The sequence below is a fragment of the Ralstonia sp. TCR112 genome (assembly GCF_007997035.1).
In the GTDB taxonomy this organism is placed as follows: domain Bacteria; phylum Pseudomonadota; class Gammaproteobacteria; order Burkholderiales; family Burkholderiaceae; genus Ralstonia; species Ralstonia edaphi.
On the sequence record NZ_VOSS01000001.1, the window covers coordinates 66,576 to 81,600 of the forward strand.

The 15,025-nt window shown below is 65.3% G+C and carries 14 protein-coding genes and 1 pseudogene; 7 read left to right on the plus strand and 8 right to left on the minus strand.

All coding sequences use genetic code 11. The features are described from left to right. Nucleotides 1-207 precede the first annotated feature (207 nt). A complete protein-coding gene (locus tag FUT88_RS00325; RefSeq protein ID WP_147213338.1) occupies nucleotides 208-828 on the plus strand; it encodes a DUF4126 domain-containing protein in 621 nt (206 codons plus the stop codon). Nucleotides 829-1,538: 710 nt separating this feature from the next. Here FUT88_RS00325 and FUT88_RS00335 read toward each other — a convergent pair. The 3 genes from FUT88_RS00335 to FUT88_RS00345 all read right to left on the minus strand — a co-directional run bounded on the left by FUT88_RS00335 (nucleotide 1,539) and on the right by FUT88_RS00345 (nucleotide 4,654). Then, nucleotides 1,539-2,318, minus strand: coding sequence for a hypothetical protein (locus FUT88_RS00335; protein ID WP_147213340.1), 780 nt, complete (start codon nucleotides 2,316-2,318; stop codon nucleotides 1,539-1,541). Between the two features lie 210 nt (nucleotides 2,319-2,528). Then, nucleotides 2,529-3,779 (minus strand): NADP-dependent isocitrate dehydrogenase, encoded by a 1,251-nt coding sequence (icd, locus tag FUT88_RS00340; protein ID WP_004631917.1) that lies wholly within the window; start codon nucleotides 3,777-3,779, stop codon nucleotides 2,529-2,531. A gap of 260 nt (nucleotides 3,780-4,039) precedes the next feature. Further along, the gene (locus FUT88_RS00345; protein WP_147213341.1) at nucleotides 4,040-4,654 is read right to left on the minus strand and encodes a sugar dehydrogenase complex small subunit; all 615 of its coding nucleotides are present in this window, start codon (nucleotides 4,652-4,654) and stop codon (nucleotides 4,040-4,042) included. A 146-nt stretch (nucleotides 4,655-4,800) separates the two neighbouring features. Here FUT88_RS00345 and FUT88_RS00350 point away from each other — a divergent pair, with 146 nt between their 5' ends. From FUT88_RS00350 to FUT88_RS00370, 5 genes are all read left to right on the plus strand, one after another. Next, complete coding sequence (locus tag FUT88_RS00350) at nucleotides 4,801-5,013, plus strand: hypothetical protein (protein WP_004631913.1); 213 nt, start codon at nucleotides 4,801-4,803, stop codon at nucleotides 5,011-5,013. A 185-nt stretch (nucleotides 5,014-5,198) separates the two neighbouring features. Further along, the gene (locus tag FUT88_RS00355) at nucleotides 5,199-6,713 is read left to right on the plus strand and encodes a metallophosphoesterase (RefSeq protein ID WP_147213342.1); all 1,515 of its coding nucleotides are present in this window, start codon (nucleotides 5,199-5,201) and stop codon (nucleotides 6,711-6,713) included. Further along, nucleotides 6,710-8,041: a cytochrome-c peroxidase gene (locus FUT88_RS00360; RefSeq protein ID WP_147213343.1), complete on the plus strand. Its 1,332-nt coding sequence runs from the start codon at nucleotides 6,710-6,712 to the stop codon at nucleotides 8,039-8,041. Before FUT88_RS00355 ends, FUT88_RS00360 begins: the two co-directional genes overlap by 4 nt. A gap of 90 nt (nucleotides 8,042-8,131) precedes the next feature. Further along, the gene (locus FUT88_RS00365) at nucleotides 8,132-8,584 is read left to right on the plus strand and encodes a DUF192 domain-containing protein (protein ID WP_147213344.1); all 453 of its coding nucleotides are present in this window, start codon (nucleotides 8,132-8,134) and stop codon (nucleotides 8,582-8,584) included. Between the two features lie 38 nt (nucleotides 8,585-8,622). Next, entirely contained in the window at nucleotides 8,623-9,588 is a 966-nt protein-coding gene (locus tag FUT88_RS00370) for an MBL fold metallo-hydrolase (RefSeq protein ID WP_147213345.1), read from the plus strand. Here the strand turns inward: FUT88_RS00370 and FUT88_RS00375 are convergent. From FUT88_RS00375 to FUT88_RS27120, 3 genes and pseudogenes are all read right to left on the minus strand, one after another. Beyond that, on the minus strand, nucleotides 9,585-10,052 hold the full coding sequence (locus tag FUT88_RS00375) for an MliC family protein (protein ID WP_147213346.1): 468 nt from the start codon (nucleotides 10,050-10,052) through the stop codon (nucleotides 9,585-9,587). The genes FUT88_RS00370 and FUT88_RS00375 overlap by 4 nt on opposite strands. A 35-nt stretch (nucleotides 10,053-10,087) precedes the next feature. Next, nucleotides 10,088-11,053 (minus strand): LysR family transcriptional regulator, encoded by a 966-nt coding sequence (locus tag FUT88_RS00380; RefSeq protein WP_012762713.1) that lies wholly within the window; start codon nucleotides 11,051-11,053, stop codon nucleotides 10,088-10,090. A gap of 64 nt (nucleotides 11,054-11,117) precedes the next feature. Further along, nucleotides 11,118-12,025 (minus strand): annotated as a pseudogene (locus FUT88_RS27120) (LysR family transcriptional regulator). A 73-nt stretch (nucleotides 12,026-12,098) separates the two neighbouring features. Between FUT88_RS27120 and FUT88_RS00390 the strand changes: the two are divergent. Continuing rightward, complete coding sequence (locus FUT88_RS00390; RefSeq protein ID WP_147213347.1) at nucleotides 12,099-13,655, plus strand: MFS transporter; 1,557 nt, start codon at nucleotides 12,099-12,101, stop codon at nucleotides 13,653-13,655. A 9-nt stretch (nucleotides 13,656-13,664) separates the two neighbouring features. Here the strand turns inward: FUT88_RS00390 and FUT88_RS00395 are convergent, their stop codons facing one another. Then, nucleotides 13,665-14,075: a DoxX family protein gene (locus FUT88_RS00395; RefSeq protein ID WP_147213348.1), complete on the minus strand. Its 411-nt coding sequence runs from the start codon at nucleotides 14,073-14,075 to the stop codon at nucleotides 13,665-13,667. Nucleotides 14,076-14,109: 34 nt separating this feature from the next. Beyond that, the gene (locus FUT88_RS00400; RefSeq protein WP_147213349.1) at nucleotides 14,110-14,994 is read right to left on the minus strand and encodes a LysR family transcriptional regulator; all 885 of its coding nucleotides are present in this window, start codon (nucleotides 14,992-14,994) and stop codon (nucleotides 14,110-14,112) included. Nucleotides 14,995-15,025: the final 31 nt, after the last annotated feature.

Here is a 15,025-nt window from a genome sequence, read left to right on the forward strand (position 1 = left end):
CCGGCGCCGGTTAAACGACTGAGATAACGCACCGCGCGCAACACGTCATTTCGCGCGCTGTGCACTCCTGTGCGCGCTTCGGGCCAGAGATCCCCTCAAGGGCGCCCCGCACGGCAAATCGCTGCTTTAAGCCGCGACGCGGACGAGCCGGCACTACACTGCAATATCGACTGGCCAATCGCCTGCCTTCTCCGCCCAAGGAGCCACATGCTCGAAACCGCCGCGCTGGCCGCTGGGTTGTCCTGGACCAGCGGATTCCGACTCTACCTGGCTGTATTTGCTGCCGGAGTGCTCGGCCGCGCGGGCTGGCTGCATTTGCCGCCCGGTCTGCAGATGCTGGAATCGTGGTGGGTGATCGGCCTGGCCGGCGTCCTGGCCGTGGCGGAATTCCTCGCCGACAAGATTCCCGGGTTCGATTCGGTATGGGACGGCATCCAGACCTTCATCCGCGTACCCGCGGGTGCGATCCTGGCCGCTGCGGCATTCGGGCAGCTCGATCCGCAATGGATGGTGGCTGCGGGACTGATTGGCGGGACGCTGGCCGGCACGGCGCATGCCACCAAGGCCGGCACGCGCGCGCTGATCAACACGTCGCCGGAGCCGTTCTCGAACTGGGTGGCGTCGTTCAGTGAAGACGTGGCTGCCAGCGGCGGTTTGTTGATGGCGTTCTTCCTGCCGATTGCGTTTCTGGTGGTGCTGGCGCTGCTGCTGTTGGTATCGGCGTGGCTGCTGCCCAAGCTGTGGCGCGGCGTGCGGCGGCTGCGCGATGTGGTGCGCGGGCGCTCACCGGGGCCGCAATCGCCCGGCACAACGCGGTTGCCTCACTAGGCGCCATCCGCGCGCAGCCGCGACAACCCGCCTCTAGGCGCTGCACGTGCCTTTCCTAGGCAAATTCTGATTTATAGTTTCGCCCCTGCTCAGACGAAGCAGCCATCGGTACACTCTGCGCCGTCGCTTTCAGTGCCATAGAGGAAGCGACCGAGGTGTGGAAACCTCGTAGCTAGCGGGCAAGTGCTGAGCATAAGCACTTGTCCTCAAAAGCTATGGCCTGGCTTCGTCACCTTCATTGGGCGAGCCAGGCATGAGCGGCTTCGGCCGCGCCGATTGCTAGCTATCGGTTTTCCACCTTGCCTGTGCTCGCCCACCCCTCCCGCCAAGGGTTGGGCGCGGTTCCGTTCATCAGATGAAGAGGAATGCCGTGACCCGCTCAATCTCCAAATCCGCCGAATCCCCGGCCGGCGATTCGCTCACCGAATACCAGAAAGGTGTCCGCTCTGCGCATGCGCTTCTGCGTGCGATCGACACCCGTAACGCAGCCGGGAAGCCGTGCACAAAAAGCACGGTGGACGCACCAAACCACCCGGATCTCCAACGCTGACTTCGTGGGCGAGCCAGGCGCATGAAGGCCTGCCGGTACCGATGTTGCAGCATCAGTGCCCGGGCTTGCCGGGTCTCGCCCGCCTTTTACCCGCACGATTGTTCTTGTACCGCCTCTTGAGCCCCGCTCGCGTCCAACACAAACTTCCAGCCAACCCGTCTCAGCCGACGACGTTGATTGCGAACCAGACTGCCGAAACACCTGCGATGGCGACCGACGTCAGCGTGACGTGCAGACGGTGCGCGGCCGGCATGACAGCCAGCAACGCACGCCCGCAGGTCCGCCCCGTCACGGCCAAAATCAATGCCACTATGCCGGGCAGCAATCGTTGCGACATGCCGAAACCCTCGCCTGCAGATGCGGGGCCAGGCGAAAGCCATGCAAGGCCCAACGCGCCGCCTGCGAACAAGAGGGAGCCGCTGACGATCATCGTGACGATTGCAAACGCGCGCGGGTCGGCAGCCCACTCGTCAAGCCGTGCATAGGTTGCCCGCACGGCGGCAACACACGTCGCCCAGACACGACACGCGAACGCGGCCGACGTGTGGATGCGAGCGCGGACGTTGCGCAGATTCGTACCGCCGGCTGCCGCACCTGCCGTCAGCACCAACCACGGAAACGGTGTCCACAGGAAGCCCGCGAGCAGGAGCCCCGCCTCACGATAGCCAGAGACCGCAAGAACCGCCGTAAAGCTCAAGTAGGCCAACAACGCAACGCCAACACCGCGCAGCGCACCGTACAAATCTGCGCCATCACGGGGGTAGAGGACCCAAGCCCAGACATACGCACAGGCTGCTGCCAGGAAGGGCATCGCAATCGCCCATTGACGAGACGGCGGCAGCAGGAGCGGCGCAAGCAATGCCGCCGTACCCAGCGCGGCCAATGCAAAGAAGCCGGCGGCAAAGACTCGCTTCGGGGGCTGGGCGTCTGACGGGGCCACGTGCAATTTGCTCGCGAAAGGACGGAATGCTCGCGGTTATATCACAGCGCTTTTTCCGCAGCGGCGACCTGCCCATCACGCCGCGGGCGGCCTCGATGACGACGCCCGGACGACTCGCGCACTGGAACATTCGAGACAAAAAAACCCCGGCCAGCCGAAGCTGCCGGGGTTTTTTCATATCTATCGCGGCCGGAACCGCGAACGACATGCTTACATATTGTCGATCATCACCTGACCGAAGCCCGAGCACGACACTTGGGTCGCGCCTTCGAGCAGGCGGGCGAAGTCATACGTGACCTTCTTCGACAGGATCGATTTTTCGATCGACGAGATGATCAGGTCAGCGGCTTCCGTCCAGCCCATGTGGCGCAGCATCATTTCGGCCGACAGGATTTCCGAACCCGGGTTCACGTAGTCCTTGCCGGCGTACTTCGGTGCCGTGCCGTGGGTGGCTTCGAACATGGCAACGGAGTCGCTCAGGTTGGCACCCGGAGCGATACCGATACCGCCGACTTGCGCAGCCAGGGCGTCGGAGATGTAGTCGCCGTTCAGGTTCAGCGTGGCCACAACCGAGTATTCGGCCGGACGCAGCAGGATCTGCTGCAGGAAGGCGTCGGCAATCGCGTCCTTGACGATGATTTCCTTGCCCGTCTTCGGGTTCTTGAACTTGCACCACGGGCCGCCGTCGATCAGCTCGGCGCCGAATTCCTTCTGTGCCAGCGCGTAGGCCCAGTCACGGAAACCACCTTCCGTGAACTTCATGATGTTGCCCTTGTGCACGATCGTGACCGACGGCTTGTCGTTGTCGATCGCGTACTGGATGGCCTTGCGCACCAGACGCTCCGTGCCTTCGCGCGAAACCGGCTTCACGCCGATGCCCGACGTTTCCGGGAAGCGGATCTTCTTCACACCGAATTCGTCTTGCAGAATCTTGATCAGCTTCTTGGCCTTGTCGCTCTGGGCTTCGAATTCGATGCCGGCGTAGATGTCTTCCGAGTTCTCGCGGAAGATGACCATGTCGGTCTTCTCCGGCTCTTTGACCGGCGAAGGCACGCCCTTGAAGTAGCGCACCGGGCGCAGGCAGACGTACAGGTCCAGCTCCTGGCGCAGCGCCACGTTCAGCGAACGGATGCCGCCGCCCACCGGCGTCGTCAGCGGGCCCTTGATGGACACCACGTAGTCCTTCAGGACTTGCAGGGTTTCTTCCGGCAGCCACACGTCCGGGCCGTACACCTTGGTCGACTTCTCGCCGGCGTAGATTTCCATCCAGGAAATCTTGCGTTCGCCCTTGTAAGCCTTCTCAACCGCTGCGTCCACCACCTTGATCATCACCGGGGTGATGTCGAAGCCGGTGCCGTCACCTTCGATGTAAGGAATGATCGGGTTGTTCGGAACGTTGAGGGAGAAGTCTTGGTTGACGGTGATCTTCTCGCCGGCCGGGACCTTGATGTGTTGATACATGGACGACTCCAGTGCAGACCGCAGGTTAGCGGGTGGACGGTGGGGGTTGACAGCACAGCGTGCCGCTCACGGGTTGGCCGGCGTGGCGCGCTGCAATGAACTGGCGATTCTAACGGCCTACGGTGACGCGCTCACGATGCACCGCACAAATCTCGCACCTCGCGCAAGCCGCAACTCTTATATAAGACACAAGAGTGAATTCCGCATTATGCCGGAAAATTTCACCATCCGCCATACTCCCGCACCCGGCGGGGCGGCCGTCAACTGCCGGACAGGCGGGCGTCGGAAGCCCGAACGATGAGGCCCCCGGCATCGGCGAATCCGGGGGCCGCATCCAGCCGAGCGCTCCAGGCACGCACCAGTCGGGCCAACGCGGCGCGCAGGTCGCACGCGTTCTCGGCATCGAGCAAGCGGATCAGTCCGACACCATCCAGGCCCGGATTGCGGCGGACCAACCATGCAAGCGCCTGAATGTTCTCGATGAAACGATCGTCGCTCCGCTGCAAATGGCTGAAGCAGGACAGGCCGACCTGACGATCCAGCCGCGCGCCGGAAATGGTCTGGGAGACGAGCATGAAATCGTCCAGGCTGGAAGCGTCGCGCGAAGGCGGACGGAACGCTGGCACAGCGCCCAGCACAAATAATGCGGCACAGCCCAGGACAAAATCGCGGCGCCTGAAATGGGCAGGCTGAATGGGCTGAGACGGCTTGGCAGGGCGGAAAGATGGCGGGGGGAGAGACACGGTGAGCCTTGTGCAAAATCGGCCGGCATTCTGCAGGTGCGGGGGCCGCCCTCCAATCAGACCGCTCCGAAACGCGAGCGCGGCACATCCCATCGCGGGCATCTTTCTTGCGCGGCGCAACATGCACCACATTGGAGATCAGTAAGCGCAGAGGCTTCTGGCGGCTCCCACAAAAAATTCAGTGCAACGTGTCAACGCGCCTGTAACGGCCTGCGTTATTGCAGATGACTCATTAAGCGGGTCGTTGGTTAACTCACTGATCTATAAAAGGATTCACCATGAAGAAGCTGATCGCTGCCCTGATCGCCGGCCTGTTCGCCACCGGTGTGTTCGCTCAAGCCTCCGCTCCGGCTGCTGACGCAGCTGCTGCTCCGGCTGCTGCCGAAAAGGCTGCTCCGAAGGCCAAGAAGGCCAAGAAGCACCACCACAAGAAGGCTGCCAAGAAGGCTGCTGACGCTTCGGCTCCGGCTGCTGACGCCGCCAAGCAATAAGCTTGTGTTTCTGCCGGGCCCGCGCGGCTCGGCCGATACAGAAAAAGCAGGTGCTGATGCATCTGCTTTTTTTTCGCCCTCACGTGCTGAACGGAAACCCGGACGCGCATGCAGGGCTGTCAAAATAGCGCCATCAAGCTTGAGTACCTTGCCCATTCCTCACAACAAGAAACAGGGATGGCGCAATGGAATTCCGATCGATGTTCGCTCCGGTGCGACGAAAACGCACCGTGTTCACGATGCTCTCTCTTGCCGCGCTGGCCGCTGCTGCAGTAATTGCAGGCTGCGGTGGCTCGTCGTCCGATTCGACGCCGGTGTCGACGGCCACGCCGTCGGATGCGGCCACGGCTGACGCCAACATCCAGGCCGCGTGGGTGGAGATCGGCGACAGCAACCAGGCTGTCGTGCGCGCCGTCACGAGGTATACGAACAGCGCCTCGCCCGTCGACAGCTCGGTCTGCCCGCTGCTGACGGTGGACGGCACCTCCACGCGCATGACGCTGCGTGTGGCGGCCGGCACGCCGGCGCAGCGCACCACGGCCAGCGCCGCCAGCGATTCGAAAGCCTCGTCGTTCCCCGTGAATGCCTGCGAAGCCACCGTGGCCTCCACGGCCAAGGCCGCGTCGATCGGCTCGCGCGTGCTGCCGCTGCCCAAGGCCAACCCGCAGCGCGTGGTGATCCTGGCGGACACCGGCTGCCGCATGAAGAAGTCGAGCAACACGTTCCAGTCGTGTAACGACCCGCTGTCGTGGCCGTTTGCGAGCGCTGCCGCCACGGCCGCCAAGATGAACCCGGACCTCGTGCTGCACGTGGGCGACTACCACTACCGCGAAAACGCCTGCCCGCCCGACGTGGCCGGCTGCCAGGGCAGCCCCTGGGGATACGGCTGGGATACGTGGCAGGCCGACCTGTTCCAGCCCGCCGCCCCGCTCATGGCTGCGGCTCCGTGGGTGCTGGTGCGCGGCAACCACGAGGAATGCGCGCGCGCCGGCCAGGGCTGGTACCGCTTCCTGGATCCGGGTCCGTATTCGGCCGACCGCTCGTGCGACAACCCGGCCAACGACACGGCAGCCAACGCCTCGGACCCGTACGCCGTCGCGATCGGCAGCGATACGCAAGTCATCGTGTTCGATTCGACCAAGGCCGGCACGACGGCGTTGGCGACGACCGACCCGTGGTTCCAGACGTACCAGAAGCAGTTCAGCACGGTGGGCACGCTGGCCGCCAAGCCGGGCGTGATGTCGATTTTCACCAACCACCATCCGATCCTGGGCTTCGTGCCCATCGCGGGCAGCACGCCACTGGGCGGCAATGCGGCGCTGCTGTCGGTCATGAACAGCCTGAACGCCACGGCGTATTACCCGCCGGGCGTGCAGGTCGCGCTGCATGGCCACGTGCATGACTTCCAGGCCATCAACTTCACGAGCAACCATCCGGCGACCATCGTTGCGGGCAACGCCGGAGATTCGCTCGACGTGGCCCTGCCCGATCCGTTCCCGGCCATCAGCCCGGCTTCGGGCGTAACGGTGGGCAGCATCTCGCACAACAACTCGTTCGGCTTCATGGTGATGGACCGCCAGCCCGCGCCCGCCAAGGGCTGGCTGTTCAAGGCCTACACCGTCGCCGGCAAGCTGCTGACGACGTGCACGCAGAACGGCACGAGCCTGGTGTGCGACAAGACCGGCTTCGTCGCACCTTGAAGCGCCTGAGCATTGCGCTTTGGGTCGCCGCTGCGCTCATCCCGGGCGTGGCGGCGGCCGAATCGATCGGCATGACGCCCAGGCTGGACGCCGTGCCGCCGCCTGCCGAGTCGACCGCGTTCAAGCCGGACCCGAACCTCGTCGCGCTCGGTAGGCGGGTGTTTTTCGACCCGCGCCTGTCGGAGCCGCAAGGCACGTCGTGCGCGGCGTGCCATGACCCCGGCCGCGCGTTCGCGCCCACGCTGAAGGGCGAAGCGCTGCGCATCGGTGTGCCGGCAGGCAGCCGCCCCGGGCATGTGGCGGCACGCAACGCGCCGTCGCTGCTGTATCTGCGCTACATCCCGCATCGCTATTTCTTTCAGGACGACGACGCGAGCTTCCCGTCACCGTTTGGCGGCTTCTTTGCCGACGGCCGCGCCGATTCCATTCCCGAGCAGATCCGCGGCCCGCTGTTCAATCCCGACGAAATGGGCAACCGTTCGGCGCGCGAGCTGCAGCGCAAGGTGGCCGGCACGGACCTCGGCCAGGCGTTGACGAAACAGTTCGGCGCCGATGCAGTGCGTGAGCCCGAACGCCTGGTCGGCGCGTTGGGCAAGGCGCTGGAGGCGTATTTCCAGAGCGACGAATTGGCGCCGTTCACCTCCCGCTTCGACGATTTCCTGCGCAAGCGCACGCCGCTTTCCGCCGCCGAGATGCGCGGCCTCGCCCTGTTCCGCAATCCGGACAAAGGCAACTGCGCGTCGTGCCATCTGATGGTGGAATCGTCGTCGCGCCCGGAGCGCTCGCTGTTTACGGATTTCGGCTACGACGCCATCGCCGTGCCGCGCAACCCGCTGCTGCCCGCCAACAAGGACGCACGCCACTTTGACATGGGGCTGTGCCAGACCGCCCGCACGCTCAAATGGCCGGATCCCGACCAGTGGTGCGGCTACTTCCGCACGGCGGGCCTGCGCAACGTGGCGGTGCGCCAAACGTTCATGCACAACGGCGTTTTCCGTACCCTGCGCGACACGGTGGCGTTTTATGCCACGCGCTCGACCGACCCCGCACAGTGGTACCCCGGCGGCAAGCGTTTCAACGACGTGCCCGCCAGATACCAGGGCAACATCAACGTAAATGCCGTGCCGATGAACCGCCGCGCTGGCACCACGCCTGCGCTGACGGAAGATGAGATCGACGACGTCGTTGCATTCCTGCGCACGCTCACCGATGCGCGTTACGTGGCGCTGATGCCCGACCCTGCAGCGGACAAGGCGCGCGCTGCGCATGCGCCCAAGGCGGCCGCGCAGACGATCGTCGTCGGCCGGCAAGCCACCAATACGCGGTAACAACTTCGTCGCCCTGGCCAGCGGCTGTCTGATTGACGGCGGCTGGCCGAGTGCCGATCATGGAGCGTTTCGTTTCCGACCGTTCGCGCCATGACCACCCTGTCCCGCCTCTTTGCCGCTCTGTCGCTGGCCGTTGCCGCCACCGGGGCGCTTGCCCAGACTCCGACTGCCCCGAATACCGGCCTGCCCGTGGTCGACCTGACCATCGGCATGTACAAGGTCAAGGCCGAGGTGGCGGCCACCCCGCAAACGCGCGAGACCGGCCTGATGTTCCGCAAGACCATGCCCGATACCGCGGGCATGCTGTTCGTGTTCGATGAATCCGCGGGCCACTGCTTCTGGATGAAGAACACCGACCTGCCGCTGTCCATCGCCTTCATCACCGACGACGGCACCATCTCCGACATTGCCGAGATGAAGCCGCAGACCGAAGACAACCACTGCCCCACCAAGGCCGGCAGCTATGCGCTGGAAATGAACAAGGGCTGGTTTGCACGCAAGGGCATCAAGCCCGGCATGAAGGTGGGCGGGCTGCCGCGCTGAAGCGCACGCACAGACAACAACAGAGAGGAGGCCGCCGCATGCACGCTTTCGACAACAACCGTCGCCGCTGGATGCGGCAGGCCGGCGCGCTAGCCGTGGGTGCGGGCGCGGCGTCGGCAGGTTTGCCGCTGGGCGCCTTGGCCGCCGATGCGCCCAAGAAAGGCACGCGGCTGATCCTGCTCGGCACGGCAGGCGGACCGACGCCCAAGAAGAACCGCTCGGCGCCGGCACAGGTGATCGTCATCAACGGCGTGTCGTACGTGGTCGACTGCGGCAACGGTGTCGCACGCCAGTACGTGACGGCGGGCCTGAAGCTCAAGGACATCCGCCACGTCTTCCTCACGCATCAGCACTCCGACCACAACGCCGATTACGGCACGCTGATGCTGCTTGCGTGGGCCACCGACCTGACCGGCCCCGTCGACGCCTGGGGCCCGCCCCCGCTGGCCGCGATGACCACCAAGTTCCTCGAGCTGTACGACTACGATATCCGCACCCGCATTGCCGACGAAGGCCGCCCGCCGCTGGCGCCGATGCTGCATCCACACGAGCTGACCGAAGGCGGCCTTGTCATGCAGGATGCCAACGTGAAGGTGACGAGCGCGCTGGTCAAGCACCCGCCGGTGTCGCCGGCATTTGCGTTTCGCTTCGATTCAGCAGACCGCTCGATCGTCATTTCCGGCGATACGGCACCGAGCGAAAACCTCGTGCGCCTGGCATACGGCGCCGACGTGCTCGTCCATGAGGTGATGCACCTGCCGTCGCTCGACAAGCTGCTGTCCACCGAGCCCAACGCCAAGACGCTGCGCGAGCATCTGCTGGCGAGCCACACCTCCACCGAAGAGGTCGGCCGCATCGCGACCGAGGCCAAGGTGAAGACGCTGGTGCTGTCGCACTTCGTGCCCGGCGGCTATCCGTATCTGGAAGATTCAGTCTGGCTCGATGCCGTGCGCCCGCACTTCAAGGGCGAGATCATCGTCGGGCACGATCTGCAGGAAATCTAAGGCCGGCCGCTGGTGGCCTCGCTGCAATCGCGGTAGAGCTGATTGCGGCTGCCGGGCTGGGTCTCGTCGGCAAGGAAGCCGGTGGCGCCCTTCGTCCACCAGACATACTGGCCCGACGCATAGCGCGCGCCCGAAGCGGCCATCACATTGGCAAACACCAGCGTCTTGCCGTTGAGTGTCATGGCGGCCAGCGGCGTGTCGCCCACCGTCATGTATTTCACGAGGAGCGTCTTGCCGCCCTCGCACGTGTAGCGCACGTCGTGCGGGTCTTTGATCGGTAACGCGGAATACGCGCGCGCCTGATCGATCGCCTTGTTGAGCCCTGCCTTGGCGAAGTCGAGCGCGGTGTTCAGATCGTCGGACGACATGCCGGGCACCGGCGATTGCTGGGCGGTTGCGACGCCGCTGAAGGCGCCGGCGCCCAGCGCCAGGCCGAACATCACTGCAGTTGCAAAACGACGCATGGATCCGTCTCCTGAAAATGGTCAGCGCAAGTCGGTTAGTCCGCCGCGTCGCTGTCAGGTTCGGTGGGCTTGAGCACAAACGCGGTCGGCTCGACGCGCTGCGGGAGTTCGTCCGACAGCGCACGGGCGGCCTCCGCAAAGCACTGCACCAAGCTATCGGCCAACGACGACGGCGCATGATGCTCGGCACGCATGGCGCGCACATCGAATGTCTGCGCCGGCTCCAGCGCGAACAGCGCGATGCGCTCCATGCTGCCGGTGGCAGCCGTGAACTGATCAAGCATCGTCACGCCGAGCGATTCCTCCACCAGCGAACGCGCCAGCGAATACGTCTGCACTTCCAGCGTCGACTGCGGCGCCAGCCCGCCGCGCGCCAGCGTCTGCCCAACCAGCGAGCCGAGTGAAATCTGGTCTTCCAATCCGATGAAGGGCTTTTCGGCAACGAGCTTGTGCAGCGCGCGGCCGTCGGTCTTGCCGCCCACCCAGGCGCGCGGCGCGGCCAAGAGAATGCGGCCCTGCGCGACCGGCGTGGTGCTGATAGCCGGATGCACGGGCGGCGCAAAGGCGAAGCCGACGTCGATATCCTGCGAGAGCAACCCCTGCACGATCTCGGCCGTGTGATGCGTGAACACGCGCACCAGCGTATCGGGATGGCGCTGCGAGAAACGCCGCACGGCCGGTGCGAGGATGCTCGGGGCCAGGCTGGGCGTTGCCGCCACGCGCAAGCGCCCGGCGCCCTTGTGGCGCAGATTGGCCGACACGCGCCGCACGCGCTCGACCTCCTGGTACAGCCGCTCGACTTCGCTGAACAGCTCGAACGCCTCGGCGGTGGGCTGCAGGCGGCCCTTGGTGCGGTCGAACAGGCGGAAGCCGAGTTGCAGTTCGGTGTGCTGCAGCACACGCGTCACCACGGGCTGCGACACGTTCAGCATGCGCGCCGCCTCGCTGACCGTCCCGACCAGCATCACGGCGCGGAAGACTTCAATCTGGCGCAGACGCATGGCCGCCGGTCCTCACAATCCGAATAGGGAAGCGCCGATTGTGACATCCGGCGCCGGTCTTCGGCTAGGCGGCGGCCGGTGTGGCGGAAGCGCCCTCTGCTTCCAGCGCGTCCAGAAACACGCGCACCTTGCGCGGCACCAGCTTGCGAGCCGGCATCAGCGCGTAGACGCGCAGCGCGGTCAGCTCGAAGTCGGGCAGCACGCGTATGAGCCGGCCTGCCGCGACTTCCGTATCGCCCACGGAGCGCGCCATGCGTGCCACGCCCAGGCCACGCACGGCGGCGCGGGCGCGCATTTCGGCGTTCAGCGTCTGCAGGCGCGGCTGGATCGGGACTTCGATCGGCTCGGCCGTGGGCTCGCCGACGGGGCGGAAGGCCAACTCGCGTCGTCGGGGCCCGAAAGGCAGGGCCAGCCGGCGAGGTCTGCTGGCGTCTTGAGCGGGGGGCGTTCCGCCAGCAAGGTCGGCGACGCATACAGACCGCGCGGGATCAGCACCACGCGGCGCGCCACGAGCGATGAATCCGGCAGCATCTGATCGACCATCACGAAGACGATGTCGTAGCCGCTGGCGAGCAGGTCGGGCTGCTCCCACGAGATGTGCACCTGGATCTGGAGATGCGGATATTTCTCAAGCGTGCGGCACACCGGTTCGGTCAGGTGCTGTGCACCGACTTCGTACGGCGCGGCGATGCGCAACGTGCCGGCCACGGTCTCGCTGGCTGCGGTCGTGTCTGCATGCACTGCGCGCAGGCGCTCGAACAGGGGCGCGATGTCGTCGTAGAACTGCGAGCCCGCTTCGGTCAGACGCAACTGGCGCGTGGTGCGCGTCATGAGCCGCACGCCGAGTGCAGCTTCCAGCCGTGATACGGCGGCGCTGGCGGTCGATTTGGGAATGCCCAGCGCCTCGGCGGCGGCGGTGAAGCTGCCGGCTTCCACCACGCGGCAGAAGGTTTCCCAGTCGTTCCACTCCATTGTTCGCATGACTGGACAGTGTTCCTAGAGTTGGCCGTTTATCCGGCTGGCGGGCAAGTTTATGCTCGGGCACATGTCGCTGCAAATCCTCAAACCCGCGTCGCTGCGGGCGTTTCCACACTTTTCTTCGGCGCGGGTCCACGCTTTTGGGCTGGCGCTGGGTCTCTCCACAGGCCTCGATTTCGTCTCGTCGCAGATGTTCGCCGTGGCGGGCCAGCACATCCAGGGCGGTGTGCATGCGAGCCCCGAGGCGTATCTGTACGCCGTGACAGCGTATGCCGTGGCGGCGGTGGTCGCCAACCTCGCCATTGGCCGCATTGCGGCGCACGTGGGCTACCGGATGTATTCGCTGGTGGGCATCGTGCTGTTCGCCATCGGCTGCCTGGTGTGTGCGCAATCCAACAATATCGGCGAACTCGTGATCGGGCGGACCATCCAGGGCCTGGGCGCGGGCGGACTGTTCTCGGCGTCGCGCATCCTGGTGCAGCTCACAACGGAGCCCGACGAGCGCATTCCGCCGATGCTGATGTTCAGCGTCGGCCTGTTCGGACTGACCACCATTGCGCCGTGGATCTGCGCCGAGGTGCTGGAGTACAGCGAATGGCGCGTGATTTTCTGGATCGAACTGGCGCTGGCCGGCGTCGCCTGGGTGGCGATGTTCTTCCTGCCGCCGGAACGTCATCAGCCGCGCACACGCGCCGCGCGCCGCCCCGATGAAGCGCCGCCCGAAGAGAGTCAGTGGGACTGGGTGGGCGTGGGCGCCATGGCCATCGGCGCACTGTCGTTCCTGATGGGCCTGTCGGAGCTGCGCTACAGCCGGCTGACCGCCTCGCCCGTGATTCCGCTGTTGCTGCTGGGTGGTACGGCTTCGGTGCTGCTGGCCATCCACCGCCTGCGCACGCACCCTGACCCGTGGCTCGATCTCTCGCGCCTGAACGGCCGCCGCTACCTATGGGGCATCGGCTTTTACGGCGTCTATTACCTGATGAGCGGGTACTGGTCGTACCTGTTTCCGGCGGTGTCGCAAGGCGGCCTGGGCTTTACGTTCCGCACGACCACGCTGTTCCTGATGATCAGCGGGGCAATGTCGACGGTGGTGGCCGTGGTCATGACGATTTGGTTGCCGTTCTTCTTCCGCAAGCGCCGCTTCATCGCCATGGGGTTTGCCGTGTATGCGGCAGCAGCGCTGCTGCTGGCGACGAGCCTGATGCCGGGCGCGCCGGACTATGCGTTCTTCCCCGTGTCGATGCTGGAAGGCATCACGCCGGGCGCGGTCATGATCCAGGTGGCGATGATGACCTACCTCGATCTGGACCGGGAAGATTTTGCGCACGGCTACCAGATGAAGAACATCGCGCGCCAGTTTGCGACGGCGGTTGGTACAGGCTTGGCGGCTGTGTCGTTGCAGACGCAGCAGGCGGAATCGCGCTCGCTCATCGTGGCGCATGTCACGCGGTTCACTGCAGACCTGCAGGCCGCCAGCCCGCTCACGCCGGAACGGCTGGCGAGCCTGTCCGCCGAGATTGACCGCCAAGCCACGCTGCTGGCCGGCACACAGCTCTTCAGCTGGTTTGCGGTGGCATGCGGCGTGTTTGCCGTCTTGGTAGTGGTGCAGCGGTCGTTGCGTTAAACGTGCGTACTACGACTTCTGCACCGCGTATTTCCCGGGTCCCACCGCAGCCAACAGAAACAGCCCGCCCATGATGCTCAGGTTCTTGAAGAACTGGATCTTGTTGGCGGCCTCCATGGCGCCTTCCATATCCCAGTAGGAATGCGCGATGAAGGATGTGCCGAGCACGAACAGCGCCATCAGAATGGCCAGCGGCCGCGTCCACAGCCCGATGAGCAAGGCGATACCGACGCCAAACTCCATGACGACGGCAACCGCAGCGGCCACCATCGGCATGGGCGCGCCCGTGCTGGCCATGTAGCCCACTGTGCCGTGGAAGCCCGCCAGCTTGCCCCATCCGGACATCACGAACAGCACCATCATCAGAATGCGGGCGAGCAGGATCAACTCGTCGCGCCAGCGTTGAATGATTGCGTCCATCGCGGTCTCCGGAGCCTGTCTGGGTGCATCCAGTCTAGGCGCTGGAATTGCCAAGTGTGGTTTCGAGCGCATCGAGTACCGCTTGAATCACACCGTGCCGCACGTGCTCCTTCCGCTCGATCATGCCGACAGCGCGCACCGGCGTCTGAGGCGGCATGGGCAGCACCCGCAGGGCGGGATCGCTCTCCCAGCTTGCGCGGCGCAGGCGCGGCACCAGCGTGACCCCCACCTGCTGACGCACCAGCTCGACAATCGCCTCGATTGAATTGACTTCGATGAACTCGTTGACCGCCATGTGCGTCTTGCGCAGGGCCCGGTCGATGAGCGCGCCCGTGCGCACCGCGCGGTCGAAGCGCAGGAACGGATGGGTGCGCAGCACTTCTTCGGCGCGGCCGCGCGTGTGGCGGCCCGCCACCACCACCAGCGGCTCGGTATAGAGCGGGTGCCACGCGAGGTTGGCGGGCAGGCGCTCCAGGTGCTCAACCACCAGCGCACCATCCAGCTCGCCCGCTTCCACCTGCTCCGCCAGCTCGCCCGATTTGCCGGTGATGAGCTTGACGTCCAGCCCCTTGTGCACCTGTTTGAGCCCCGCCACCGCATGGGCCAACGACCCCATCACCGACACCACCGCGCCGATCGCCACCGCGCCGGACAGTTCTGTCTGCGGTTCATCGCCGATACGCATGGCGTCGTACAGGCCCAGCAGGTGCTCGGCTTGCGGCAACAGCGCGCGGCCGTGCGCATTCAGCGTGACAGTGCGGCCGGACCGGTCGAACAGGTCACGGCGCAGTTCGTTTTCCAGCGCGCGCATCTGCAGGCTCACCGCGGCCTGCGTCAGCGCCACGCGCTCGGCGGCGGCGGCAAACGAGCCGTGACGGGCCACGGCGACAAAGGTGCGGAGAAAGCGGACGGTACTCACGGCAATGCGCAGCGGACTCTCAAGTTTTTCT